23 protein-coding genes are annotated in these 23222 nt (G+C 71.0%); 14 read left to right on the top strand and 9 right to left on the bottom strand.

Going from position 1 to position 23222, the window contains the following annotated elements; translation table 11 throughout:
* Positions 1 to 185 precede the first annotated feature (185 nt).
* From OG866_RS30885 to OG866_RS30855, 7 genes are all read left to right on the top strand, one after another.
* On the top strand, positions 186 to 1418 hold the full coding sequence (locus tag OG866_RS30885; protein ID WP_329339755.1) for a prenyltransferase/squalene oxidase repeat-containing protein: 1233 nt from the start codon (positions 186 to 188) through the stop codon (positions 1416 to 1418).
* The gene (locus OG866_RS30880) at positions 1418 to 2053 is read left to right on the top strand and encodes an SCO2322 family protein (RefSeq protein ID WP_329339753.1); all 636 of its coding nucleotides are present in this window, start codon (positions 1418 to 1420) and stop codon (positions 2051 to 2053) included. The genes OG866_RS30885 and OG866_RS30880 overlap by 1 nt, the downstream gene beginning before the upstream one ends.
* A complete protein-coding gene (locus OG866_RS30875) occupies positions 2040 to 3263 on the top strand; it encodes an energy-coupling factor transporter transmembrane component T (protein ID WP_329339750.1) in 1224 nt (407 codons plus the stop codon). The genes OG866_RS30880 and OG866_RS30875 overlap by 14 nt, the downstream gene beginning before the upstream one ends.
* The gene (locus OG866_RS30870) at positions 3260 to 4984 is read left to right on the top strand and encodes an ABC transporter ATP-binding protein (RefSeq protein WP_329339748.1); all 1725 of its coding nucleotides are present in this window, start codon (positions 3260 to 3262) and stop codon (positions 4982 to 4984) included. The genes OG866_RS30875 and OG866_RS30870 overlap by 4 nt, the downstream gene beginning before the upstream one ends.
* Complete coding sequence (locus tag OG866_RS30865; protein WP_329339746.1) at positions 4981 to 5781, top strand: ECF transporter S component; 801 nt, start codon at positions 4981 to 4983, stop codon at positions 5779 to 5781. The genes OG866_RS30870 and OG866_RS30865 overlap by 4 nt, the downstream gene beginning before the upstream one ends.
* Before the next feature lie 308 nt (positions 5782 to 6089).
* Positions 6090 to 6509 (top strand): transglycosylase SLT domain-containing protein, encoded by a 420-nt coding sequence (locus tag OG866_RS30860; RefSeq protein ID WP_329339744.1) that lies wholly within the window; start codon positions 6090 to 6092, stop codon positions 6507 to 6509.
* A 102-nt stretch (positions 6510 to 6611) separates the two neighbouring features.
* Positions 6612 to 7268: a YoaK family protein gene (locus OG866_RS30855; RefSeq protein ID WP_329339742.1), complete on the top strand. Its 657-nt coding sequence runs from the start codon at positions 6612 to 6614 to the stop codon at positions 7266 to 7268.
* Positions 7269 to 7287: 19 nt separating this feature from the next.
* Here the strand turns inward: OG866_RS30855 and OG866_RS30850 are convergent, their stop codons facing one another.
* From OG866_RS30850 to OG866_RS30840, 3 genes are all read right to left on the bottom strand, one after another.
* Positions 7288 to 7740: a pyridoxamine 5'-phosphate oxidase family protein gene (locus OG866_RS30850; RefSeq protein WP_329339740.1), complete on the bottom strand. Its 453-nt coding sequence runs from the start codon at positions 7738 to 7740 to the stop codon at positions 7288 to 7290.
* Complete coding sequence (locus OG866_RS30845; protein WP_329339737.1) at positions 7737 to 8216, bottom strand: hypothetical protein; 480 nt, start codon at positions 8214 to 8216, stop codon at positions 7737 to 7739. Before OG866_RS30845 ends, OG866_RS30850 begins: the two co-directional genes overlap by 4 nt.
* Before the next feature lie 97 nt (positions 8217 to 8313).
* Positions 8314 to 8724 carry an ATP-binding protein gene (locus tag OG866_RS30840; RefSeq protein ID WP_443063588.1) on the bottom strand — a complete coding sequence of 137 codons (411 nt, stop codon included), beginning with the start codon at positions 8722 to 8724 and terminating at the stop codon, positions 8314 to 8316.
* 74 nt (positions 8725 to 8798) lie between these two features.
* Here OG866_RS30840 and OG866_RS30835 point away from each other — a divergent pair, with 74 nt between their 5' ends.
* The gene (locus OG866_RS30835; protein ID WP_329339735.1) at positions 8799 to 9626 is read left to right on the top strand and encodes a helix-turn-helix domain-containing protein; all 828 of its coding nucleotides are present in this window, start codon (positions 8799 to 8801) and stop codon (positions 9624 to 9626) included.
* Complete coding sequence (locus OG866_RS30830) at positions 9607 to 9867, top strand: DUF397 domain-containing protein (protein WP_329339733.1); 261 nt, start codon at positions 9607 to 9609, stop codon at positions 9865 to 9867. Before OG866_RS30835 ends, OG866_RS30830 begins: the two co-directional genes overlap by 20 nt.
* Before the next feature lie 137 nt (positions 9868 to 10004).
* On the opposite strand, the gene OG866_RS30825 is transcribed toward OG866_RS30830, so the two are convergent.
* A complete protein-coding gene (locus tag OG866_RS30825) occupies positions 10005 to 11174 on the bottom strand; it encodes a steroid 3-ketoacyl-CoA thiolase (protein WP_329339732.1) in 1170 nt (389 codons plus the stop codon).
* A 236-nt stretch (positions 11175 to 11410) separates the two neighbouring features.
* On the opposite strand from OG866_RS30825, the gene OG866_RS30820 reads away from it, so the two are divergent.
* Entirely contained in the window at positions 11411 to 12646 is a 1236-nt protein-coding gene (locus OG866_RS30820; protein ID WP_329339730.1) for a cytochrome P450, read from the top strand.
* Between the two features lie 197 nt (positions 12647 to 12843).
* On the opposite strand, the gene OG866_RS30815 is transcribed toward OG866_RS30820, so the two are convergent.
* Entirely contained in the window at positions 12844 to 14886 is a 2043-nt protein-coding gene (locus OG866_RS30815; protein ID WP_329344382.1) for a bifunctional glycosyltransferase 87/phosphatase PAP2 family protein, read from the bottom strand.
* A 284-nt stretch (positions 14887 to 15170) separates the two neighbouring features.
* Between OG866_RS30815 and OG866_RS30810 the strand changes: the two genes are divergently transcribed.
* Positions 15171 to 16298 carry a DUF2330 domain-containing protein gene (locus OG866_RS30810; protein WP_329339728.1) on the top strand — a complete coding sequence of 376 codons (1128 nt, stop codon included), beginning with the start codon at positions 15171 to 15173 and terminating at the stop codon, positions 16296 to 16298.
* Between the two features lie 54 nt (positions 16299 to 16352).
* Positions 16353 to 17024, top strand: coding sequence for an O-methyltransferase (locus tag OG866_RS30805; protein ID WP_329339727.1), 672 nt, complete (start codon positions 16353 to 16355; stop codon positions 17022 to 17024).
* 24 nt (positions 17025 to 17048) lie between these two features.
* Here the strand turns inward: OG866_RS30805 and OG866_RS30800 are convergent, their stop codons facing one another.
* On the bottom strand, positions 17049 to 17441 hold the full coding sequence (locus OG866_RS30800; RefSeq protein ID WP_329339725.1) for a hypothetical protein: 393 nt from the start codon (positions 17439 to 17441) through the stop codon (positions 17049 to 17051).
* Positions 17442 to 17544: 103 nt separating this feature from the next.
* On the opposite strand from OG866_RS30800, the gene OG866_RS30795 reads away from it, so the two are divergent.
* On the top strand, positions 17545 to 17970 hold the full coding sequence (locus OG866_RS30795; RefSeq protein ID WP_329339724.1) for a J-domain-containing protein: 426 nt from the start codon (positions 17545 to 17547) through the stop codon (positions 17968 to 17970).
* Here the strand turns inward: OG866_RS30795 and OG866_RS30790 are convergent.
* From OG866_RS30790 to OG866_RS30780, 3 genes are all read right to left on the bottom strand, one after another.
* Positions 17956 to 18444 (bottom strand): hypothetical protein, encoded by a 489-nt coding sequence (locus OG866_RS30790; protein WP_329339722.1) that lies wholly within the window; start codon positions 18442 to 18444, stop codon positions 17956 to 17958. The two genes, OG866_RS30795 and OG866_RS30790, sit on opposite strands and share 15 nt — an antisense overlap.
* A gap of 5 nt (positions 18445 to 18449) precedes the next feature.
* The gene (locus OG866_RS30785) at positions 18450 to 19094 is read right to left on the bottom strand and encodes a hypothetical protein (protein ID WP_329339721.1); all 645 of its coding nucleotides are present in this window, start codon (positions 19092 to 19094) and stop codon (positions 18450 to 18452) included.
* A gap of 818 nt (positions 19095 to 19912) precedes the next feature.
* Complete coding sequence (locus OG866_RS30780; protein ID WP_329339720.1) at positions 19913 to 21961, bottom strand: MDR family MFS transporter; 2049 nt, start codon at positions 21959 to 21961, stop codon at positions 19913 to 19915.
* A 161-nt stretch (positions 21962 to 22122) separates the two neighbouring features.
* Here OG866_RS30780 and OG866_RS30775 point away from each other — a divergent pair, with 161 nt between their 5' ends.
* Entirely contained in the window at positions 22123 to 23127 is a 1005-nt protein-coding gene (locus OG866_RS30775) for a peptidoglycan-binding domain-containing protein (RefSeq protein WP_329339718.1), read from the top strand.
* Positions 23128 to 23222: the final 95 nt, after the last annotated feature.

Genomic DNA, 23222 nt, shown 5'->3' with positions numbered 1-23222 from the left:
CGCAACCGTAAGCCTCCGAGGCCCCGCCTCCCGGGCAAGCCGGATCGCCCCGCGCGGAGCAGTTGACCGGCTCACGCGCACCGGCATCCGGCCGGTGCACGGCACCGTCGAGGTCTACGGGGCCGAGCCGCCCGGGGTCTCCCCGCGCTGCCCGGCTCCCTTGCAGGGAGAGGCATCCGCCGATCATGAACGTCCGCCGCAGCGCCGCGGTCCTGGCCGCCACCGCCGTGATCGGCACGGCCACCCCGGCCATGGCCGCCGATCCGTCCGCCTCGCCTTCTCCGTCGGTGGCGATACCGGACGGGTTGTACGGGACGGGTGACCCTACGTATGACGGGGTGTGGCGGCAGTCGCTGACGCTGATGGCGCAGATGGAAGCGTCCGTCGAACCCGCCGACAAGGCCGTCGACTGGCTGGCCGGCCAGCAGTGCGCCAACGGTGCCTTCCCGGCCTTCCGCGCCGACACCACCAAGACCTGCGATGCCAAGGTCATGGTCGACACCAACAGCACGGCCGCCGCGGTGCAGGCGCTCGCCGCGACCGGCGGTCACGAGGACGTCCCGCGCAAGGCGGTCGCCTGGCTGAAGTCCGTACAGAACAAGGACGGCGGCTGGGGCTACACCGCCGGCGGGGCGAGCGACGCGAACTCCACGTCCGTGGTCATCGGGGCGCTCACCGCCGTCGGCGAGCAGGCCACGAAGGTGAAGAAGAACGGCAGGACCCCCTACGACGCCCTGTTGCGGCTCGCTCTTCCCTGCGCCGGCGACGGCGCGGGCGCCTTCGCCTACCAGCCCGACAAGAAGGGCGGGCTCTCCGCCAACGCGGACGCCACGGCGGCGGCGGTGCTCGGTGCGCTCGGCGAGCAGCAGACGAACGTCCACAGCGACGACGACCGGGCGAGCCAGTCCTGCGAGAAGCCCGGCGACTCCGAGCAGGCCGCCCACAACGGCGCCTCCTACCTCGCGAAGACGATGGCCAAGGACAAGTACCTGAAGTCGGTCCTGCCCGGCTCCGAGGACCAGCCCGACTACGGCAACACCGCCGACGCGGTCGTCGCCCTGTCCGCCGCCGACTTCCATGCCGAGGCCACCGCGTCCGTCCATTGGCTGGAGGCCAACGCCCTGAAGTGGGCCGCGCAGACCGGCCCCGCCGCCTACGCCCAGCTCGCCTTCGCCGCTCAGGCCGGTGGCGTGAGCCCGCGCGAGTTCGGCGGCAAGGACCTGATCGTCCTGCTGAACGCGACCGGCCCGAAGCCCGAGCACGTGCCCGGCCCGAAGGAGGGCCGGGCGACCGGGACGGCCGAGTCCGACGACAGCAAGGACGGGCTGTCCATAGCCTGGACCGTCGGTGGCGGTCTCGTCCTCGGCTCCCTCATCGGCTTCGCCCTCATGCTCCGCGGCCGGAAGCGCCGCGCGTGATGCGCCGCGCCACCGCCCTGCTCCTGACGGCGTTCTGCCTCCTGGCCCTCACCGGCCAGGCGGCCCACGCCACCGGTTACCGCTACTGGTCGTTCTGGGACCGCACCGGCACGGCCTGGACCTACGCCACCCAGGGCCCCGCCACCGCCGTCCCCGCCGACGGCGACGTCCAGGGCTTCCGCTTCGCGGTGAGCGAGGACTCGACGGACGCGACGAAGCCCCGCGGCACGGCGTCGTTCGCCGAGATCTGCGCGAACACCCCCGCCGGTCCCGGCAAGAAGCGCGTCGCCCTGGTCATCGACTTCGGCACGCCGACGGACGCCCCGTCAGGAGAAACACCCCCCGCGCTCCGCACGAAGTGCGCGGTGGTCCCGGACGACGCGACCACGGCCGAAGCCCTGGCAACGGTGGCGAAACCCCTGCGCTATGACACCAACGCCCTGCTGTGCGCGATCGCCGGGTACCCGGAGGCGGGGTGCGGGGAGCAGGTGGCGACGGGAGAGAAGAAGACGGCAACGAAGAAGACGTCACACGAGGGTCCATCAGTGGGCCTGCTGGCAGGCGCCGCGGCAGTGGCAGCCCTGGCCGCGGCAGCGATATGGCAGACGCGACGGCGCAGAAATGCACAGCCGTAACAGCCGTAGCGGCGCGCAGCCACCCGCCCCAGCCGCGGGCGGTCGTGCCGCTGGGGCGGCACCCGGCCCAAAGACAGGCGGCACCCCGCAGGCGCGGGCAAGCGAAACGCCCTCCACGGCAACCCCCACCCGCCGCACCCGCCACCGCGCCCCCCTCCACCCCGGCGCCTGGTGGCTCTGGTCCCTCTCCCTCGGCATCGCGGCCACCCGCACCACCAACCCCCTCCTCCTCACCCTCCTCATAGCCACGTCCGCCTACGTGGTGGCCGCCCGCCGCCCGAACACCCCCTGGGCCCGCTCCTACTCCGCCTTCCTCAAACTCGCCCTCGCCGTCCTCCTCATCCGCCTCGCCTTCGCCGTCACCCTCGGCTCCCCCCTCCCCGGCACCCACGTGATCGTCACCCTCCCCGAAGTCCCCCTCCCGGACTGGGCCCAGGGCATCCGCCTCGGCGGCAAGGTCACCGCGGAGACCCTCACCTTCGCCTTCTACGACGGCCTGAAACTGGCCACCCTCCTCATCTGCGTGGGCGCCGCGAACGCCCTCGCCAGCCCCACCCGCCTCCTCAAGTCCCTCCCCGGCGCCCTGTACGAGATGGGCGTCGCCGTGGTCGTCGCCCTCACCTTCGCCCCGAACCTCATCGCCGACGTCCAGCGCCTGCGCGCCGCCCGCCGCCTCCGGGGCCGCCCCGACTCCGGCCTGCGCGGCCTCCTCCAGGTGGGCCTGCCCGTCCTCGAAGGCGCCCTCGAACGCTCCGTCGCCCTCGCCGCCGCGATGGACGCCCGCGGCTACGGCCGTACCGCCGACGTCCCGCCCAGGGTCCGCCGTACGACGAACACCCTCACCCTCGGCGGCCTGCTCGGCGTCTGCGCGGGAACGTACGGCCTGCTGACCGCCGAAGGCGGCACGTACGGCATCCCCGTCCTCCTCGCCGGAGTGACCGCGGCCCTCGCCGGCCTGCGCCTGGGCGGCCGCCGCACGCCCCGCACCCGCTACCGCCCCGACCCCTGGGGCCCCAGCGCCTGGCTGGTGACCGCCTCCGGCGCCGCGGTGGCGGCAGCGCTCGCCCTGGCCTCCGTACGGGATCCGGCCGCCCTCCACCCGGGCGTCATCCCCCTCACCGCCCCGACCCTCCCCCTCTATCCCGCGGCCGCGATCCTCCTCGGCCTGCTGCCCGCCTTCGTCACCCCGCCCCCCGAGGAGCCGTCGTGATCCGTTTCGAGGATGTCTCCGTCACCTACGACGGCGCGGCCCGGCCCACCGTCCAGGGCATCGACTTCGAGGTCCCCGAGGGCGAACTCGTCCTCCTCGTGGGCCCCTCCGGCACCGGCAAGTCCACGATCCTCAACTCCGTCAGCGGTCTCGTCCCGCACTTCACCGGCGGCACCCTGCGCGGCCGGGTCACCGTCGCCGGCCGCGACACCCGTACCCACAAGCCCCGCGAACTGGCCGACGTCGTGGGCACGGTGGGCCAGGACCCGCTCTCCCACTTCGTGACGGACACGGTCGAGGACGAACTGGCCTACGGCATGGAGTCGTTGGGCCTGCCCCCGCACGTGATGCGCCGCCGCGTCGAGGAGACCCTCGACCTCCTCGGCCTCACCGACCTCCGCGCCCGCCCCATCTCCACCCTCTCCGGCGGCCAGCAGCAACGCGTCGCGATCGGCTCGGTCCTCACCCCCCACCCCCAGGCCCTGATCCTCGACGAACCCACCTCCGCCCTCGACCCCGCCGCCGCGGAGGAAGTCCTCGCGGTCCTCCAACGCCTGGTCCACGACCTGGGCACCACAGTCCTCATGGCCGAGCATCGCCTGGAGCGAGTAATCCAGTACGCCGACCAGATAGCCCTCCTACCAGGTCAGGGCGAACCCCTGACCCTGGGCACCCCGGCCGAGATCATGGCCGTATCCCCGGTGTGCCCCCCGGTGGTGGATCTGGGCCGGATGGCGGGCTGGTCACCGCTGCCCTTGACGGTGAGAGACGCGAGGCGAAGGGCGGGAGATCTGCGGGAGCAACTGAACTCCGGCACGACAGACGCCCCTAAGGGGCGCGGGGAACTGCGCGACCAGCCACAACAGACCCGCACTCGCCAACAACCCGTACCCGCCGAGCTGTTGGGCGCCCCCACCCGCCGCCGCTGGTTCTCACGAACCCCCAGCCCCGCTCCACCATCCCTCTACGCCGCCGAAACCCAATCCCTCTCAGTACGCCGAGCCCACATCCAAGCCCTCACCGACATCACCCTTACCCTCACCCCCGGCGAAACCCTCGCCCTCATGGGCCGCAACGGCGCCGGAAAATCCACCCTCCTCAACACCCTCGTAGGCCTCATCCCACCCACCTCCGGCACAGTCCGCACCGGCGGAGCCATCCCCCACCGCACCCCACCCCGCGACCTGATCCGCCGCGTCGGCCTGGTCCCCCAGGAACCCCGCGACCTCCTCTACGCCGACACGGTCGCCGCCGAATGCGAGGCGGCCGACACCGACGCCGGCGCCACCCCCGGCACCTGCCGCACCCTGGTCACCGACCTCCTCCCAGACGTTGCCGACGACACCCACCCCCGCGACCTCTCCGAAGGCCAGCGCCTCGCCCTCGCCCTCGCCGTCGTCCTCACCGCCCGCCCCCCACTCCTCCTCCTCGACGAGCCGACCCGAGGCCTCGACTACGCGGCGAAGGCCCGCCTGGCAGCCGTACTCAGGACACTGGCCGCCGAAGGCCACGCGATCGTCCTGGCCACCCACGACGTGGAGCTCGCCGCCGAGATCGCCCACCGTGTCGTCCTGCTCGCGGACGGCGAGATCATCGCGGACGGCCCGGCGGCGGACGTGGTCGTGGCGTCCCCTTCCTTCGCCCCGCAGGTCAGCAAGATCCTCGCCCCGCAGAAGTGGCTCACCGTGGCCCAGGTGAGAGAGGCTCTCGGACGCCCATGAACGTCATCCGCCTCGGCCCCCGCTCCATCGCCGCCCTCGTCCTCGTCAGCGCCGTAGGCGTCGTCGCCCTCGGCTGGCCCTTCCTCGCCCCGCCCCACTCCCAGGTCAACGCCCACGCGACCGACGCGCCCTGGCTCTTCGCGGGCCTGCTCATCCTGCTCGTGGTCGTGGTGGCGGCGACGATCTCGGAGTCGGGCCTCGGCCCGAAGGCGGTCGCGATGCTCGGCGTGCTCGCGGCGACCGGCGCCGCGCTCCGCCCCCTGGGCGCCGGAACCGCCGGCATCGAGCCCATGTTCTTCCTCATGGTGCTCAGCGGCCGGGTCCTCGGCCCCGGCTTCGGCTTCACGCTCGGTGGCGTGTCGATGTTCGCGTCGGCGCTGCTCACGGGCGGGGTGGGGCCGTGGATGCCGTTCCAGATGCTCGCGATGGGCTGGTTCGCGATGGGCGCGGGGCTCCTGCCCGGCGCGGGGCGCCTGCGCGGACGTACGGAACTCGCACTGCTCGCGGTGTACGGCTTCCTCGCCGCGTTCGCCTACGGCACGATCACCAACCTCGCGGGTTGGCCGTTCCTCGCCGGAACCGCCTCGAACATCGCCTTCCAGCCGGACGGCTCGGTCCCCGGCAATCTGGCCCGCTTCCTCCTCTACTGTCTGGCCACCTCACTGGGCTGGGACCTGGGCCGGGCCCTGTGCACGGTCGTCCTCACCTTCACGCTCGGTCCGGCCGTGCTCAGGGCGCTACGCAGAGCCACCCGCCGGGCCGCCTTCGAGAGCGCGGTCACATTCGAACCCCGTTGACCGGTGAACCACCCCACATGACCCACATCACGAACTAACCGCCCTAGTAGTACATATCGGACGCCATGCCCATGCCATAACAGCCTCTGACCTGCGCATTGAGAGCCAGCTCACACGGACCCCGCGCACCCCAGATGCGACCACAACTAGTAAAAGGGGTCATTGCGGACGCGCTCCAAGCCTGTTTCTCTGGACAACGTCGCACGGCGCCGACAAGCCCACGGGCCTCGGCGCCGACGCATGTACCGGATGCTCAGCGCAACCGGCACCGCCCGCGACAGACCACGTCCCCGAAGAAAAGGTTCTCCGTGTCCGTCTCCCGCATCGTTCGCCGCATCGCTTCCCCGAAGAAGGCCATCACCACCGCCGCGATGGCCGCCGCCACCGCCGGTCTGGTGCTGACCGCGGCGCCCGCTCAGGCGGCCACCAGCGACTCGGCCGCCCAGGCCAAGTCCATCGCTCACAAGATGATCCCGAACGCCGCCCAGTACTCCGCGTTCAGCCACATCGTCGAGCACGAGAGCGGCTGGGACGTCGACGCCACCAACTCCTCCTCCGGCGCCTACGGCCTGGTCCAGGCCCTGCCGGGCTCCAAGATGGCCACCGCCGGCTCGGACTGGAAGACCAGCGCCGAGACCCAGATCAAGTGGGGCCTCGACTACATGAACTCCCGCTACGGCAGCCCGTCCGGCGCCTGGGCGTTCTGGCAGGCCAACGGCTGGTACTGAGCCGACAGACGACTGACGTACGAAGGCGGCGACTCCCGTTCCACGGGGGTCGCCGCCTTCGTCGTACGACGATCCCGGCGCCGTACGTGGTCCACTGACCCGATGACCACGGAAACCCGGCCGGACCGCGGCCTGCGCCTGGTGCCGGTGCTGCTCGCGCTGACCCTGGTCAGCGGGCTCATCGACGCCGTCAGCTATCTCGGCCTCGGCCATGTCTTCACCGCGAACATGACCGGCAACGTGGTGGTCCTCGGCTTCGCTGCGGCCGGTGCGCCGGGCTTCTCCGTCCCCCACACCCTGACCTCGCTGGTCGCGTTCGCGATCGGCGCCGCGACGGGCGGCCGTATCGCCCTGCGCCTCGGCCGGGGCGCGCGCCGCACCTGGGTCCGCCGCACTCTCGCCGCCGAGGCCCTGCTGCTGGCCGCCTCCACCGTCGTCGCCTTCGCCGCCCCCGACGACACCGCCACCGTCTACACCCTCATCGCCGTCACGGCCTTCGCGATGGGCCTGCGCAACGCGACCGTCCGCAAGCTGGGCGTCGCCGACCTCACGACCACCGTCCTGACGATGACCCTGACCGGCCTGGCCGCCGACGGGCCGGGAACGCGCCGGGTACGCCGTACCGCCGCGGTCGCCGCGATGATCGCGGGCGCGGCACTGGGGGCGTGGCTGGTGGACGACCACGACCTGGGCGCGCCGCTGCTGGTGTCGACCGTGCTGGTGGGGGTGCTGGCAGTGACAGCGTCGGGGCGGGAGTAGCCGCCGCACGCACCGGCACTCAAGCGAGCCGCACCGGCACCCGGTGGTCCGGCGTGCCGTCCTTGGCCAGCATCCAGTGCGTGTCCGCCACCGCCCGGTACAGCCGCATACCGGAGTCGCCCCGCACGTCGTCGACGGTCCAGACCCGCCCCCCGTGCCCGACGGACCGCCGCGAGAACACGTCGAGCCCCCTCGCCGTATCCCCCTCCTCCACGACCCCGGCGACGGCGGACAGGTACACCCCCTGCCCGGTCCCGATCGCCGCCGACGAGTCGAAGACGACGATCCCCACCTCGGGCCGCACCGCGATATTGCGCGAGTGGGTGACCTCCGGCGAGGACACCCAGAAGAACTCCCGATACCCCTCATGCGCGAAGTACACCGGCGTACTCCACGGACGCCCGTCAGCGTCGGCCGTGGCCAGCACCAGATAACGAACGCCGTCGACGATGCCCCGCCCGGCCTCCCTCATCGCCCGCTCCTGCGATAGACCAGCCCGAAGTCCCGCTCCCACGGCGCCGATTCGGCCTTCGCCTGCTCCCATACCCCCCGGATGGCCCCGTCCCCGACCCGCCCGACAAACCGCTGCCGGAAGGACAGCGGCGAGAAGTCCGCCGTCTCCCGCAGCAGCGTCCACTCCTCTCCGTCGAAGCTCATCGCATACGTCCGCACAACACCGCGCGAGTCGAAGTAGTGGTACGTGTACGCCCCCGACCCCGGGTCGACGGCGATCACCGCCATGCTGTCGGGCGCCCCGGCGACGGGGATCCGGGTGCGCTGCACCAGAAATCGCCCGTCCAGATCCCAGGCGAACACACTGCGCCCGGCAGGAACGTCCGGATCCACGCGGTCCGGGTCCGTGAAGTCCGCCTCCACCACCCACTCCCCGACAAGAACCCCGAGCCGGTCCAACGCTTCCCGCCATGCCGCTCCACCCACTGCGGACACCTCCTCCTCGTGTCTGACGACAGTGCTGACCGTGAGCCCGGAAGAAACTCATCGGCGGCCGCGAAGGAAGCGAGGAAGAGGCCACCCACCGGCCACCTCAGGCAGTCGAGTCCGGCACCCCGCACTCGAACCACACGGTCTTCCCACCCCCGGCCACCCCCGCCACACCCCACTTGTCCGCGACCGCCCCCAGCAGCACCAGCCCCCGCCCGCCCTCCGCGTCGGACACCAACGCCCCACACAAGAAGGGCCGTTGGGGAGACCCGTCCGTCACCTCCACCCGGACCCCCGCTGTTCTCAGTACGACCACCTCGCACCGCCGGTCCGGAACATGCCGTACGACATTGGTGACCAGCTCCGTCACACCCAGCTCCACAGCGTCGACCAGCTCCGCCAGCTCCCACTCGGTGAGCAGCGAGCGGACGATGGAGCGGATGTGGCGGACGGAGTGCTCGCCGACGGTGATGCGCATGCGGTAGTGCGTGGTGGGGGGAAAGTATGTGTTCACGGGACGAGCCTGAACTGCCGCAACTACGCTGGGCTACAGGTCAGATACAACCCGTTCTGGAGTGGGGGCTGTTCGTGACGCACATCAACGTCCTTGACCCGGGAGCCTCGCCGCTCGACTACTACGGCTTCGAGCTTCGGCGGCTGCGGGAAGCGGCGGGACTGAGCCAGAAGCAGCTCGGGGACATCCTCAACTACACCGGCTCCCTGATCGGCCAGATCGAGACCGCGAGGAAGGTCCCGACCCCGGAGTTCAGCGAACGGGCGGACGCGGCGCTGGGGTCGGACGGGCTGTTGTCACGGCTCGTGGAGCTGGTGCTGCGGAGTCAACTTCCGGCTTGGTTCAGGCAGGTGGCAGAGCTTGAGGCGCGGGCGGCGGAGATCTGCACCTTCCAGGCCACGATGATCCACGGCCTTCTCCAGACCCACGCCTATGCACGCGCCACACTCGGCACGCTGGATCAGGCCGACCTCGACGACCGCACCGCCGTGCGACTGGCCCGGCAACGCATCTTCGACAAGCCGGAACCGCCCGTCTTCTGGACGGTGATCACCGAGGCCGCGCTCTACCAGGAGATTGGCGGCGCGGAAACCATGCGCGGCCAACTGGCCCATCTGTTGGACTTCGAGGCCAACCTCCGGATCAACGTCCAAGTGTTGCCGTTCTCAGCCGGAGCACACACGGGACTGACAGGCTCATTCAACCTCTACCGCTTCGCGAGCGACCCGACCATCGTCTACACCGAGGGGTATGGCAGCGGACATCCGTCCGCCAACCCGGACACGGTCAAGGACTGCTCACTCCGTTACGATCACCTGCGAGCCGCCGCTCTATCCCTCAAGGACTCGGCGGAGTTGATCCGGAGCGTGATGGAGGACCGCTATGGAGAGCAAGTGGCGTAAGTCGAGCTACAGCGGCGACCAAGGCGGCTCATGCGTCGAGTGCGCACCGCTCGGCCAGCTCGCCTGGCGCAAGTCCACGCACAGCAGTGACCAGGGCGGCGACTGCATAGAGATCGCCGAAGCCGCCACCGTCATCGCCATCCGCGACTCCAAGAACCCGGCGGGCCCGATCCTCACCGTCGCCCCCGCCGCGTTCCGCCACTTCGCCTCCTGGAGCGGCAGCGTCACACCTGCGGTCTGACACCCCCCGCCCTCGCCGCAGCCCGAAGCCGCCCCTGCCCAAACCCCCTACCTGGCGGAGGTAGAAGGGCAGGACGCGGAGGATGAGATTCGGAAACGTCGGGCAAGTTGACCAGTCCGCGTCAACTTCTGTCGAGCCTAAATCCGCTGGATGATCGTGCCGGTGGCCAGTCCGCCACCCGCGCACATCGTGATCAGCGCGAACTCCTTGTCCAGGCGCTCCAGTTCATGGAGGGCCGTGGTGATGAGCCGCGCCCCGGTCGCGCCCACCGGGTGCCCGAGGGCGATCGCACCGCCGTTGACGTTGACCTTCTCCAGGTCCTGCTCGAAGACCTGCGCCCAGCTCAACACCACTGACGCGAACGCCTCGTTGATCTCGACGAGGTCGATGTCCTTCAACGACATCCCGGCCTTGCCCAGCACCGCCTTGGTCGCGTCGATGGGCCCGTCGAGGTGGAAGTGCGGATCGGCGCCGACCAGTGCCTGGGCGACGATCCGGGCCCTGGGCCGGAGCTTCAGCGCCCGCGCCATCCGCTTCGAGGCCCACATGATGGCCGCCGCCCCGTCGCTGATCTGGGACGAGTTGCCCGCCGTATGGATGGCCGTCGGCATGACCGGCTTCAGTCCGGCCAGCGCCTCCATCGACGTGTCGCGCAGACCCTCGTCACGATCCACCAACCGCCACATGCCCTGCCCGGCGCGCTGCTCGTCCTCGGTGGTCGGCACCTGCACGGCGAACGTCTCCCGCTTGAACCGCTCCTCGCTCCAGGCGACAGAGGCCCGCTCCTGCGAGATCAGCCCCAGCGAGTCGACGTTCTCGCGGGTCAGCCCACGATGCCGGGCGATTCGCTCCGCCGCCTCGAACTGATTCGGCAGATCCACGTTCCACTCGTCCGGGAACGGCTTCCCCGGACCGTGCTTCGACCCCGACCCCAGCGGCACCCGCGACATCGCTTCGACGCCGCACGAGATCCCGACGTCGATGACGCCCGCCGCGATGAGGTTGGCCGTCATGTGCGAGGCCTGCTGCGAGGAGCCGCACTGACAGTCGACCGTCGTCGCCGCCGTCTCGTACGGCAGGCCCATGGTCAGCCAGGCCGTGCGCGCGGGGTTCATGGACTGCTCGCCGGCGTGGGTCACGGTGCCGCCGACGATCTGCTCGACGCAGTCGGCGGGGATGCCGGTGCGGCCGAGGAGTTCACGGTAGGTCTCGCCCAGCAGATAGGCGGGGTGGAGGTTGGCGAGCGCGCCACCGCGCCTGCCGATGGGGGTGCGTACGGCTTCGACGATCACGGGTTCCGCGGCCATGAAAAGGAGTTCCTCTCCTGCGTACCCGCGCGGCGCGGGGGCGTCCCGGCCCGGCCCGCCACGCGGAACTAGTACGTGTTCTAGTTCCACAGGCAGTCTGCTGACAGGGGGTCCGTCGCCGCAAGAGTCGTGCACGCCTCTTGCTACTTCTAGAACCCGTTACTACGTTCACCGGACGACCTGATGGACCGTCAGAAGACCGCCGAACAAGGCTGGAACACGGCTGGAGCTGCCCCATGACCTGTCCAGAGCTCCCCGACGGGTTCGACCTCACCGATCCCGATCTGCTGCAACAGCGCGTTCCGCTGCCGGAGTTCGCCGAACTGCGCCGGGTGGAACCGGTCCGCTGGATCCCCCAGGCGGGCAACATCGCCGGCTTCCAGGACGAGGGCTACTGGGCGGTGACACGGCACGCGGACGTCAAGTACGTCTCCACCCACCCCGAGCTCTTCTCCTCCACCCTCAACACGGCGATCATCCGCTTCAACGAGCACATCGAACGCGACGCCATCGACGCCCAGCGCCTGATCCTGCTCAACATGGACCCGCCGGAGCACACCCGGGTCCGCAGCATCGTCCAGCGCGTGTTCACCCCGCGCGCCATCCGCGCCCTGGAGGACAACCTCCGCGCCCGCGCCACCGCGATCGCGGCGAACGCCCGCCAACACCCCGGATCCTTCGACTTCGTCACCGAGGTGGCCTGCGAACTGCCCCTCCAGGCCATCGCCGAGCTCATCGGCATCCCGCAGGACGACCGGGCCAAGATCTTCGACTGGTCCAACAAGATGATCTCGTACGACGATCCCGAGTACGCGATCACCGAGGAAGTCGGCCAGCAGTCGGCGATGGAGCTCATCGCGTTCGCGATGAACATGGCGGCCGACCGCAAGCAGTGTCCGGCGAAGGACATCGTGACGGCCCTGGTCGCGGCGGAGGACGAAGGCAACCTGAACTCCGACGAGTTCGGCTTCTTCGTGCTGATGCTGGCGGTGGCCGGCAACGAGACCACCCGCAACGCCATCACCCACGGCATGCACGCCTTCCTCACCCACCCCGACCAGTGGGAGCGGTACAAGGCCGAGCGCCCGGCGACCGCGGCGGAGGAGATCGTCCGCTGGGCCACCCCGGTCAACTCCTTCCAGCGCACCGCCACTCAGGACACCGAACTGGGCGGCAAGCTGATCAGGAAGGGCGACCGGGTCGGCATCTTCTACGCCTCCGCCAACCACGACCCCGAGGTCTTCACCGACCCCGACACCTTCGACATCACCCGCGACCCCAACCCCCACCTCGGCTTCGGAGGCGGCGGCCCCCACTACTGCCTGGGCAAGTCCCTGGCGGTCCTGGAGATCGACCTGATCTTCAACGCGATAGCCGACGCGATGCCGAACCTGGTCCTGACCGGGGACCCCCGCCGCCTGCGCTCGGCGTGGATCAACGGCGTGAAGGAACTCCAGGTCAGCGTGGCCTGACCCTCCCCCCATTCCCGGGCCGGCGGCTTCCCGGCGCCGCCGGCCCGTCCAGACCCGGGGGAGGCAGGAGCATCCCGTCCCTCACGCCCCGCTCCTGCCTCCCCCGAGCCCTACGCCGTCCGGCGCGACAGCCATGGGCGCGGCGGTTGTGGGCGCGGCCGTCCGCCGGGCGCTGATGTGCCCAACTGGTTCATCTGTCACCCGCTCCCGGAGGCGCGCACCAACGCCGGCTTCTCACTCACCGCCGCGTCCTTCACCCTGCGCGCCCGCGGCCCCTGGAAGAGATACGACAGCCCGAAGCCCGCGCTCACCACCACCGCACCGCCGACCGCGTCCAGCACCCAGTGGTTGCCGGTGGCCACGATCGCCGTGACCGTGAAGAACGGGTGCAGCAGTCCCAGCGCCTTCATCCACCACTTCGGCGCGACGATCGCGATGACGACCCCGCACCACAGCGACCAGCCGAAGTGCAGCGAGGGCATCGCCGCGTACTGGTTGGTGAGGGCGGTCAGGGTGCCGTAGTCGGGCTTGGAGAAGTCCTGGACGCCGTGGACCGTGTCGATGACGCCGAGGGACGGCATCAGACGGGGCGGGGCGAGCGGGTAGAGCCAGAAGCCGACCAGGGCGAGGAGGGTGGCGAAGCCGAGGGAGGCGCGGGCCCAGCGGTAGTCGACGGGGCGGCGCCAGTAGAGGACGCCGAGGACCGTCAGCGGGACCACGAAGTGGAAGGACTCGTAATAGAAGTCGAAGAAGTTCCGCAGCCAGTCGACCTTGACGACCGCGTGGTTCGCCCAGTGCTCGATGTCGATGTGCAGCCAGCGTTCGAGGTCCAGGACCTGCTGCCCGTGCTCCTCGGCCCGCGCCCGCCCCTCGGAGTTGGTGCCGCCCGTCGCCGCGAGCCGCACCTTCTGGTAGGCGGCGTAGGTGACACGGATAAGCAGCAACTCCAGCAGCAGGTTGGGCCGCGTCAGCACCCGCTTCAGGAACGGCAGCAGCGGCACCCGCCGGAAGCGGGCCGGGACCGGCTCGGCGTACTCGGTGGGGATCGGCGTCTGGTAGTACGGCGAGGTCCGGGACAGGAACGGCACGACCGTCGCCGCGGCCAGCGCCGCCAGCAGGACGACGTTGTCGCGCAGCGGGTAGAGCGAGGCCATGTTCGGCAGGATCATCTTCGCGGGCAGCGTCATCACCAGCACCACCGCGACCGGCCACACATACCGGTCCGAGGCCCGCTTGCCGACCCTGCCCACGACCGCGAGCAGCACCCACAGCAGCTGGTGCTGCCAGGCCATCGGGGCCACGAGGATCGCCGCGCAGCCGGTGACCGCCACCGCCAGCAGCAGCTGCCCGTCACGGGCGTACCGCACGGCCCGCCGCAGGGCGAGCGCCGCCACCGCGACGCCCAGCGCGAGGAACAGCCCGACCTCGACCGGCCCGGCGAATCCGGCCCGCAGCAGCGCCCCGTGCAGCGACTGGTTGGCGAGATCGTCGGCGTCACCGCCCAGCCCGGTGCCCGCCATGTGATGGACCCAGTAGGTGTACGAGTCGTGCGGCAGCGCCGCCCACGCCAGTGCCGTGCTCGCCGCGAACGTGACTCCGGTGGCCAGCGCGGCCCGCCGTCGCCCGGTGAACCACAGCAGCCCGGCGAAGAGCAGCACGGTCGGCTGGAGCGCCGCGGCCAGGCCGATGAGCAGGCCGCTGGTCCGCTGTCCGCGCACGGCGAAGCAGCCGACCAGCACCAGCAGCACCGGCATGATGCTGGTCTGCCCGAGATACAGCGTGTTGCGGACCGGCAGCGACAGCATCAGCAGGCTGATCGCGACCGGCGCGGCGAAGAAGGACGTACGTCTGTTCACCGGATGAGGCAGCGCCCGCGCGACGACAAGACCGAGCGCGACCACCAGAAGCAGCGTCCCGAAGGTCCAGCCCCAGCCGAGGGCCTGCTCGGCCGCCTTGGTGAGCGGTTTGAGGACGAGTCCGCCGAAGGGCGTGCCCGTGAACTCCGTCGAGTCGTACAGCGAACCCTTCACATGGAGGACCCCGTCGGGACCGACCCAGGTCTCCAGATCCGTCAGCCGCTCCCCGCTGGGGGTACTGAGGACGACGGCGACCTGGCGGACGGCGAGTATCGCGGCGACCACCCACAGCAGGAATCTGGCCACGCGCAGCCGGGCTCTGACCGTGTCGACGGCCGTCGCTCCGAACGCTTCCGCCGGTCCTCCACTGGGGTTGGTGTTCACCACGCGCCCAGACCTCCCGCCCAGTTCGTCCCTCACGTCCGATACGCGAAGTCTGTCGTGCGCACCCTATGAGGCACGCACCGCCCCCCGGAGAAGAGACGCAGGCGGTTCCGCTTCACCTGACGCCCGTCCCGCATTTGTCCGAATGACGATAGTCCGCACCGTCTCGCACCGCCTCGCTGAGCGCGCGGTGGATCACTTACGTAGCTACAAGCCGCGGACCCGTATGCTCCGCGTAACCGTCTGAGAGGCCCGGCGACCGTGCAGCGGAGGGTTTGGGGGGAATGGTCGATTTCCTGAGAGGCCGGGCGCGCCGCCGCCTGCTCGCGGTCGTCCTGGCGTTACTCGCCACCCAGGTGGGTTCCCTGGTCGCCCCGGCGTACGCCTGCGGCTGCGGCGCCATGATCCCGGACACCGCCCGGCGGGTCGGCGTGGCACGTGAGGTGTCGGTGGTGCGCTGGGACGGCGGCCGGGAGCGGATCGTGATGCGGCTGACGGTCGACGGCGACAGCGACCGCGCCGCCTGGATCATGCCGGTCCCGCACCGCGCGGAGGTGGAGCTGGGCGATCCGGCCCTCTTCGACCAGCTGGACGCCGCCACCGCGCCCGTGCACCGCACCCGGTACCACTTCTGGCCGCAGGACGGCGACTGGCCGCTGGTCTCCGGCGGCGGCCGGGACGCGGGCGCGCCCCCGCCCGGCGTCGGCAGGGCGCCCGGTGTGGGCGTGGTGGGCCGCCAGAAGCTGGGCCCCTTCGACGTGGCCCGCCTGACCGCCACGGACCCGGACGCCCTCGGCGGCTGGCTGACCGCCAACGGCTTCAGCCTCCCGCCCCGCCTGAGCGACGCCCTCCAGCCCTATGTGGCGCGCCGCTGGGAGTACGTGGCGATCCGGCTGGCCCCGGACACCGCCGGCACCCCCCTCCAGGGCACCCTGGACCCGCTGAGCCTGTCCTTCGCGGCCGATGAGCCGGTCTACCCGATGCGTCTGTCCCGTCTGGCGCGGACACCCCAGTCGCTGGGCCTGTACGTCCTGGCCGCCCACCGCATGGAACCGGCGTCCCGCATCGGCGGCTCCCGCCCCCGGGTGACCTTCGCCGGCCGGATCACGCCCCGGCGGGGCAGCGCCCTGGCCGAGCTGACCGCGGGCACCCCGTTCCTGACGGCGATCGGCCAGGAGTTCCCGTCCCCGAACCTGATCGACGCCGACCACACCCTGCGCCGAACCGCCGCGGACACCACGTTCCAGCAGGTGATCTACGAGGACCGGCTCCGCACGCTCGCCGGGATCCCGGCCTGGCTGCTGACCCTCGCGGGCACCCTGGCCGCGCTCACCACGACGGTGGCCCTGTTCGTCGTACGGCGCTCCCGGCGCCCGGCAGGATCACTCGCCGGTGAACCGGCCGACCCGTAACCTCGGTCAGGGCACCTACTGAGCGGCACTGACCACCCGTACGAATGAGGTCGCATGAGCGAGTCGCAGCGCTGGGAAGCCGTGGACGCCTACTTCGCCACCCATCTCGCACCCGACGACGAAGCACTGACAGCCACCCTCCGCGACAGCGACGCGGCCCGGCTCCCGCCGATCGCCGTCTCCGCCCCGCAGGGCAAGCTGCTCCAGCTCCTGGCCCGGATCCAGGGCGCCCGGCGGATCCTGGAGATCGGCACCCTGGCCGGCTACAGCACCATCTGGCTGGCCCGCGCCCTGCCCGCCGACGGCCGACTGGTCTCCCTGGAGTACAGCCCGCGGCACGCCGAGGTCGCCGCGGGGAACATCGCCCGGGCCGGCCTGGACAAGCTCGTGGAGATCCGGGTGGGCGCGGCCCTCGACACCCTCCCCCTCCTGGCCGACGAGCACCCGCCCCCCTTCGACCTGGTCTTCATCGACGCGGACAAGGCGAACAACCCGCACTACGTGGAGTGGGCCCTGAAGCTGACCCGCGCGGGCAGCCTGATCATCGTGGACAACGTCGTACGAGGCGGCCGGGTGGCCGACCCGGACGACACCACCCCCGACGTCACCGGAACCCGCGCCGCCCTCGAACTCCTCGGCTCACACCCCCGCGTGACCGCCACGGCGATCCAGACGGTGGGGGCGAAGGGCTACGACGGCTTCGCGCTGGCGCGAGTGGAGTCGTAGCCCCCGGCGGAGCCCGCCCGGCGCTCAGACCTCGTGATAGAAGCCGACGTTGACGCTGCGCGGGGCGGTGCGGTCCACGACGACGATCTCGCCGCTGCCGCCCCGGGGCAGCGGCACGCTCCCCCCGTAGGCCAGCGGCTGGGCGTACTCACCGATGGTCAGCCGCACCTCGCTCGACGGCTCGGCCTGCGACCCGCGCAGCCACGTCACCTGCCACGTGCCCTCCGGCCCGCACAGGAACTCCAGATGGACCCGGGAGACGAACAGCCAGTCGTCGGGCGTCGCCAGCCGGCACACGGTCTTGTCGCGGCCCACCCGCAGCAGTGCGCCCGGCTCGCTGGGCGCGTCGGCCATGAGCATGCCGGCCGTGGCACCCTCCTCCGCCGCGGAGACGGCGGCCATGGTGAGTTCGAGCACGTGCGCTCCCTTTGCAGTTCCTGAACCGTTCCTGAGCAAGTGTCCTTGCACAGCGGCCGCATGATAAATCGCCCGGCCCCATCGCGTCCGGCACAATGGACGCATGACCGAGCGAAAGCCACCCGGCGTCCCGTTCGAGTCCTGGGTCGACAAACAGATCCGAGACGCGCAGGGCCGCGGCGACTTCGACCGACTCCCCGGCACAGGCGAGCCGTTGCCACCGGAGCTGTACACGCCCTACGACGAACTCTGGTGGATCAAACGCAAGATGGCCCGCGAGGGCCTGTCCGCACTCCCCCCGTCCCTGGCCCTGCGCAAAGAGGCCGAGGACACCCTGGCCGCCGCCCGCACGGCCGCTTCGGAACACACGGTCCGCAAACTGATCACCGACGTCAACGTCAAGATCCGCGCCATGATGCACAGGCCACCGCCCGGCCCCCCGCTGGGTATGAAGCCGTACGACATCGAAGAGGTCGTACGCCAGTGGCGGGAGCGCCGGGCGGAGTCGGGCCGCTCAGAGTCGCAGTAGCCGCTCCGTGAGCTCGCGGTAGTCACGCAGGGCGAGCCGAAGCTGCTCGGTGTCACCGGAGCCGCCGTCGCCGGCCGTGGGGCCGTCCGTGTGCCGGGCCCCCTGCCAGGACTGCCGCAGCGTGCGCCGCCGCTGGTCCATGGCGTCCGTGAACCGCGAGGCGACCTCTTCGAGCACATGGTCGGCTTCCTCTACGGCGGCCCGGGGCCCGTCCACGAACCCGGTCATGGCGTGCTGCAACTGCCCGGAGAGCTTGTCGCACTGCTCATCGGCGAGCAGCTTGCCCTCATGGGCCTCACGCCCCGCGCCCTCATGGTCGGCGACCAGGGGAGCCTTCTCACGTCCCTTGCCCAGGCCGGGCCCGTTGTCCAGGCCGCGTCCCTCGCCCTCGTGCCCGGCCACGAGGGGCGAACCGTCCCCCTGGCCCCGCTGCGGGACGCTCTCGGCACCCCGACCGCTCATGGCATCCGTCATGCCTCTCAACTCCCCTTCGCCTGACGCCGGGTGAACGTCCACGGCTGATGGCCGTGACCGTCATTGCGCACGGTCCGGTGACCAGCCGCCTCACGCCGCCCACCGGCACCCACCAACTCCTCGAACAGGGCCCGGGCCTCGACCATGGCCTCGCGCATCTCCTCGGTGCCGCCCTGCGCACCGTCCTCCGTGCCGCCGCGCGTATGAGCCGCGCGGTGCACACGCCGGTAGCCGTGCACATGGTCCGCGTGATGCACGGACAGGGCGGCGAGCTGCTCCTCGTACTGCTTCCCGTCGGGGAACCCGCGGGCTCCGGCCACCTCACCGAGGAGCCGGTCCGCCTCGTCCACCGCCTCTCGGGGCGACTCGACGAACCGCTCCTGGGCGGCCGCCCACCGAGCCTCGTACTCCTGCCGCTGCGCGGGCTCCAGGTCCCGCTCACGCAGCGACCCGTGCTTGTCCACGCGCTCGGCGAGCTCGCGCTCGGCAGCCTGCGAGTCCCCGTCATGCCGGGCGACGACCCGGTCGTACTCGGGCCCGAAGCGCCGCTTCAGGTCCCGCCCACCGGGCTTGCGCCGGGCCAGGACGACCGCCACCACGACGACGGCCGCCACGATCACGATCAGAGCGATGATCACGCCAGTTGTCATGCGCTACGAGTAGCCCCGACCGAGCCCCTCAAACAGCAACGCCCACGAGAGCCCGCCGGGCGACTGCGGGTGCGTCGTGGCCAGTCGCGCAGTTCCCCGCGCCCCTGGGGACGTGGCCCACACCGGCGTATGAAGCCGAGGGAGCACCCAACCCCCATCGCCCCGCTGCGGATGCGCCGTGGCTGGTCGCGCAGTTCCCCGCCCCCCTGAGGACGTAGCCCACACCGGCGAGTGAAGGCCACGACGCACCCACACCCGTCGCCCGACTGCGGATGCGTCGTGGCCGATCGCGCAGTTCCCCGCGCCCCTGGGGACGTGGCCCACACCGGCGTATGAAGCCGAGGGAGCACCCAACCCCCATCGCCCCGCTGCGGATGCGCCGTGGCTGGTCGCGCAGTTCCCCGCGCCCCTGGCGGCGTGGCCCGGACCGGCGCGTGAAGGCTAGGGAGCATCCGCACCCCCGTCGCCCGACTGCGGATGCGTCGTGGCTGGTCGCGCAGTTCCCCGGGCCCCTGGCGGCGTGGCCCGGACCGGCGCGTGAAGGCTAGGGGGCACCCGTATCCGTCGCCCGACTGCGGGTGCGTCGTGGCTGGTGGCGCAGTTGCCCGCGTCCCTGGGCGGCACGAGCCGCAGGCGCGTACGGCGGTGAGGGGACGTGTCGGGGGGTGTCCGCCCGCAGCGGTTGGCGCGTCAGCGCGGGGGCCCTTTGTAGGTGACCGATTTCGCGCCGTTCCGAGGACGGACACCCCCCGGCGCGGCCCCGACCCACGACGAAACCGAACCGCGCCCACCGGTCACCAGGTCACCGGGTCACCAGGTCACTCGCCCCCTGCCACGACCGCCCCGTTCTGCGGCTGCTCCCGGTCCGACCCGCACAGTTCCGCGTTCAACTCGCCCACCAACTGGACCAGATCGGTAGGCCGATCAGCCCCCCACCAGTCCCCCAGCAGCTCCGCCAACGACTCCTCCCGCGCCGCCGCAAGCCGCTCCGCGACCAGCACCCCCTCCGCGGTCAGCACCAGATCCACCCCCGACCGCACCGCCAGCCTCCGCTCCTCCACCTGCCGAGCCGCGGCGATGACGACCTGCAACGGCACAGAACTCCCCGCGGCGAGCGCCCCCGGCTCCACCGACCCGTACTTGTTGATCCGCAGCAGCAGCCAACTCGCCCCGGGCAACAGGTCGTACCCCGCCCGATCAGTGATCGTCCGATAGATCTCCCGCCGCCCCTCGCGCGTACCGAGCACCGACAACGCCCGGCACACCTCGTCGTAAGAAGACCGTTCCACCGGATTGCTGGCCAGCGTCTCCGTCACGTCCGGCGCGGTGACCGACGCCCGCAGTCGATCCTCCTTGAGGAACCAGGCCAGCACGAACCCCAACAAGGCCACAGGCGCGGCGTACAGGAAGACATCCGTGATCGACGAGGCGTACGCGTGCAGCGCGGCCGGCCGCAACGCAGCCGGCAGATTCGCGATGTCACGAGGATCGGCCTCCAGCCCCTCGACGGTCACCCCACCCGGCAACCGCCCCCCTGCGAACGCGTCCGCCAGCTTGTCCCCGAGCCGGTTCGTGAACACCGTGCCGAAGATGGCGACCCCGAACGACGCCCCGATCGACCGGAAGAAGGTCGCCCCGGACGTGGCGACGCCGAGGTCCTCGTACGACACGGCGTTCTGCACGATGAGCACCAGCACCTGCATGACGAGCCCGAGCCCCAGCCCGAACACGAAGAAGTAGCTGCTCATGACCCAGGTGGAACTGCCCTCGTCGAGCTGGTGGAGCAGCAGCAGCCCGATCGTGGTGACCGCGGTGCCCGCGATCGGGAACACCTTCCACCGCCCGGTGCGGCTGACAATCTGCCCGGACGCGGTCGACGACAGCAGCAGCCCGAACACCATCGGCAGCATGTGCACACCGGACATGGTCGGCGAGACGCCCTGCACGACCTGAAGGAAGGTGGGCAGATAAGTCATGGCGCCGAACATGGCGAACCCCACGACAAAGCTGATCACGGCGGACAACGCGAACGTCCGAATGCGGAACAGCTTCAACGGCAGCACGGGCTCCACCGCCCGCCGCTCCACCGCCACGAAGGCGACACCCAGCACGACCCCGAGCACGGCCAGCCCGATGATCTGCGGCGACCCCCACCCCCACGTGGTGCCACCGAGGGACGCGACGAGCACGAGACACGTGGCGACGGACGCGATCAGGAACGTCCCCAGATAGTCGATGACATGGCGGGTCGCCTTGCGCGGAATCCGCAGCACGGCGGCGATGACGGCAAGCGCCACCACGCCGACGGGCAGATTGACGTAGAAGACCCACCGCCAGCTCAGATGCTCGGTGAACACCCCGCCCAGCAGCGGCCCGAGCACACTCGTCGCCCCGAACACCGCGCCGAACAGCCCTTGGTAGCGTCCACGTTCCCGCGGCGGCACGAGGTCGCCGACGATGGCCATGGACAGCACCATGAGCCCACCGCCCCCGAGCCCCTGAAGCGCCCGGAACGCGATGAGTTGGGGCATGTTCTGCGCCATCCCGCACAGCGCCGACCCGATCAGAAAGATCACGATCGCGGTCTGGAACAGCCTCTTGCGCCCGTACTGGTCGCCGAGTTTGCCCCACAGCGGGGTCGCGGCCGTGGAGGCGAGCAGATACGCGGTGACGACCCACGACAGATGCTCAAGGCCGCCCAGGTCACTGACGATGGTCGGCAGCGCGGTCGACACGATCGTCTGGTCCAGCGCGGCGAGCAGCATCCCGAGAAGCAACGCCCCGATAGACACGAGGACGTTCCCGGGCACGTGCTCGTCTCGCGCGTCCCGCACATTTCCCGTCATAGCGTGCGCATCCGCGGCCATGAAAGACCTCCCGTGAGATTCGTTACGACTCCATCGTGGTCGGTGTGACCACTTATGGCCTGTCGAGTCCTGTTGGAAGCCGTTATTCCGGGGGTTGGCGGGAGACGGGTGTGAAGAAGGTCTGCATAATCTCTGGAGTTCGCGAGGGGAGGGACGAACACATGACGGAGTCGAAGGGCCACCTCTGCCCGGAGTGCGGGGCACCCAGGGGGGCCGACAACACCCCGTCCTGCGGGTGCACCCGGCGGGCGTCCGACGCCCTGCGCGACGCGCGCGAGGCGGCACAGGCGGCGGCGGAGGACTTTGATCCGCTGCGCATACGTCCGTACGTGGACCTGGACGGCGAAGCCCCCGAGGCCGCCACCCCCACCCTCACCCCGCCCCCCGACGCGACGATGCAGTTGCGCCCGATATCCGCACCGCCCCCGCCCAGCACCACGGACCTGAGCCTTTTCGAGAACGCTCCGCACCCCGGCGAAAGCACCCGGGGCGAAGGCACCCGGGGCGAAGGCACCCCGGGCGAAGACACCCCCGGCGAAGACACCCCCACGCCCACCCGCACGCCCAACCGCCGCACCCTGATCGTGGCCTCGGCCGCCGCCCTCGTGGCGGTGATCGCGGCGGCCGGTCTGGCGAGCGGCCTGCTCTCGTACGACACCCCGCAGCGCGACACCGCACTGCCCGAGGGGGTCAGGGCGAGCGTTCCGGACGCGTCGACCAGTTCGGCACAGGCGCCCCCGTCGACGAGCACGGCATCGGCCGGGCCGACCTCGGCGTCCCCGTCCGCGAGCGCGAGCCCGTCGAAGTCCGCGTCCCCGTCACCGTCCCGCTCCAGCGCCTCCCCGACCCCGTCGTCGCCCTCCGAGAAGCCCACGGCGACCGCGACGACGAGCACCCCCACCGACACGGCGGACAACTCCAGCACGTCCCGGGAGAGCACCCCACCCGTGCTGCGCCGAGGCGCTCAGGGCGACGAGGTGGTGGAACTGGAACTGCGCCTGACCCAGCTGGGCCTCTACCCGAGGAAGGCGAGCGGCCACTACAACGAGGGCGTGGAGGACGCGGTCACCCGCTACCAGTGGGCGCGGGGCGTCCAGGTGACGGAGTACGGGGTCTACGACCTGGCGACGAGGCAACAGCTCGAATCAGAAACGACAGAGCCGTAACACCCCACCTCACAGCCAAGCCGCTCAACCCAAAGCCGAGCCACCCGCCCCAAAGCCGAGCCCCCACCCCAAAGCCGAGCCACCCCCCACCTCAA

The organism is Streptomyces sp. NBC_00663 (assembly GCF_036226885.1).
In the GTDB taxonomy this organism is placed as follows: domain Bacteria; phylum Actinomycetota; class Actinomycetes; order Streptomycetales; family Streptomycetaceae; genus Streptomyces.
The sequence above is the reverse complement of the archived record's forward strand: the minus strand, read 5'-3'. Positions and strand labels throughout refer to the sequence as shown.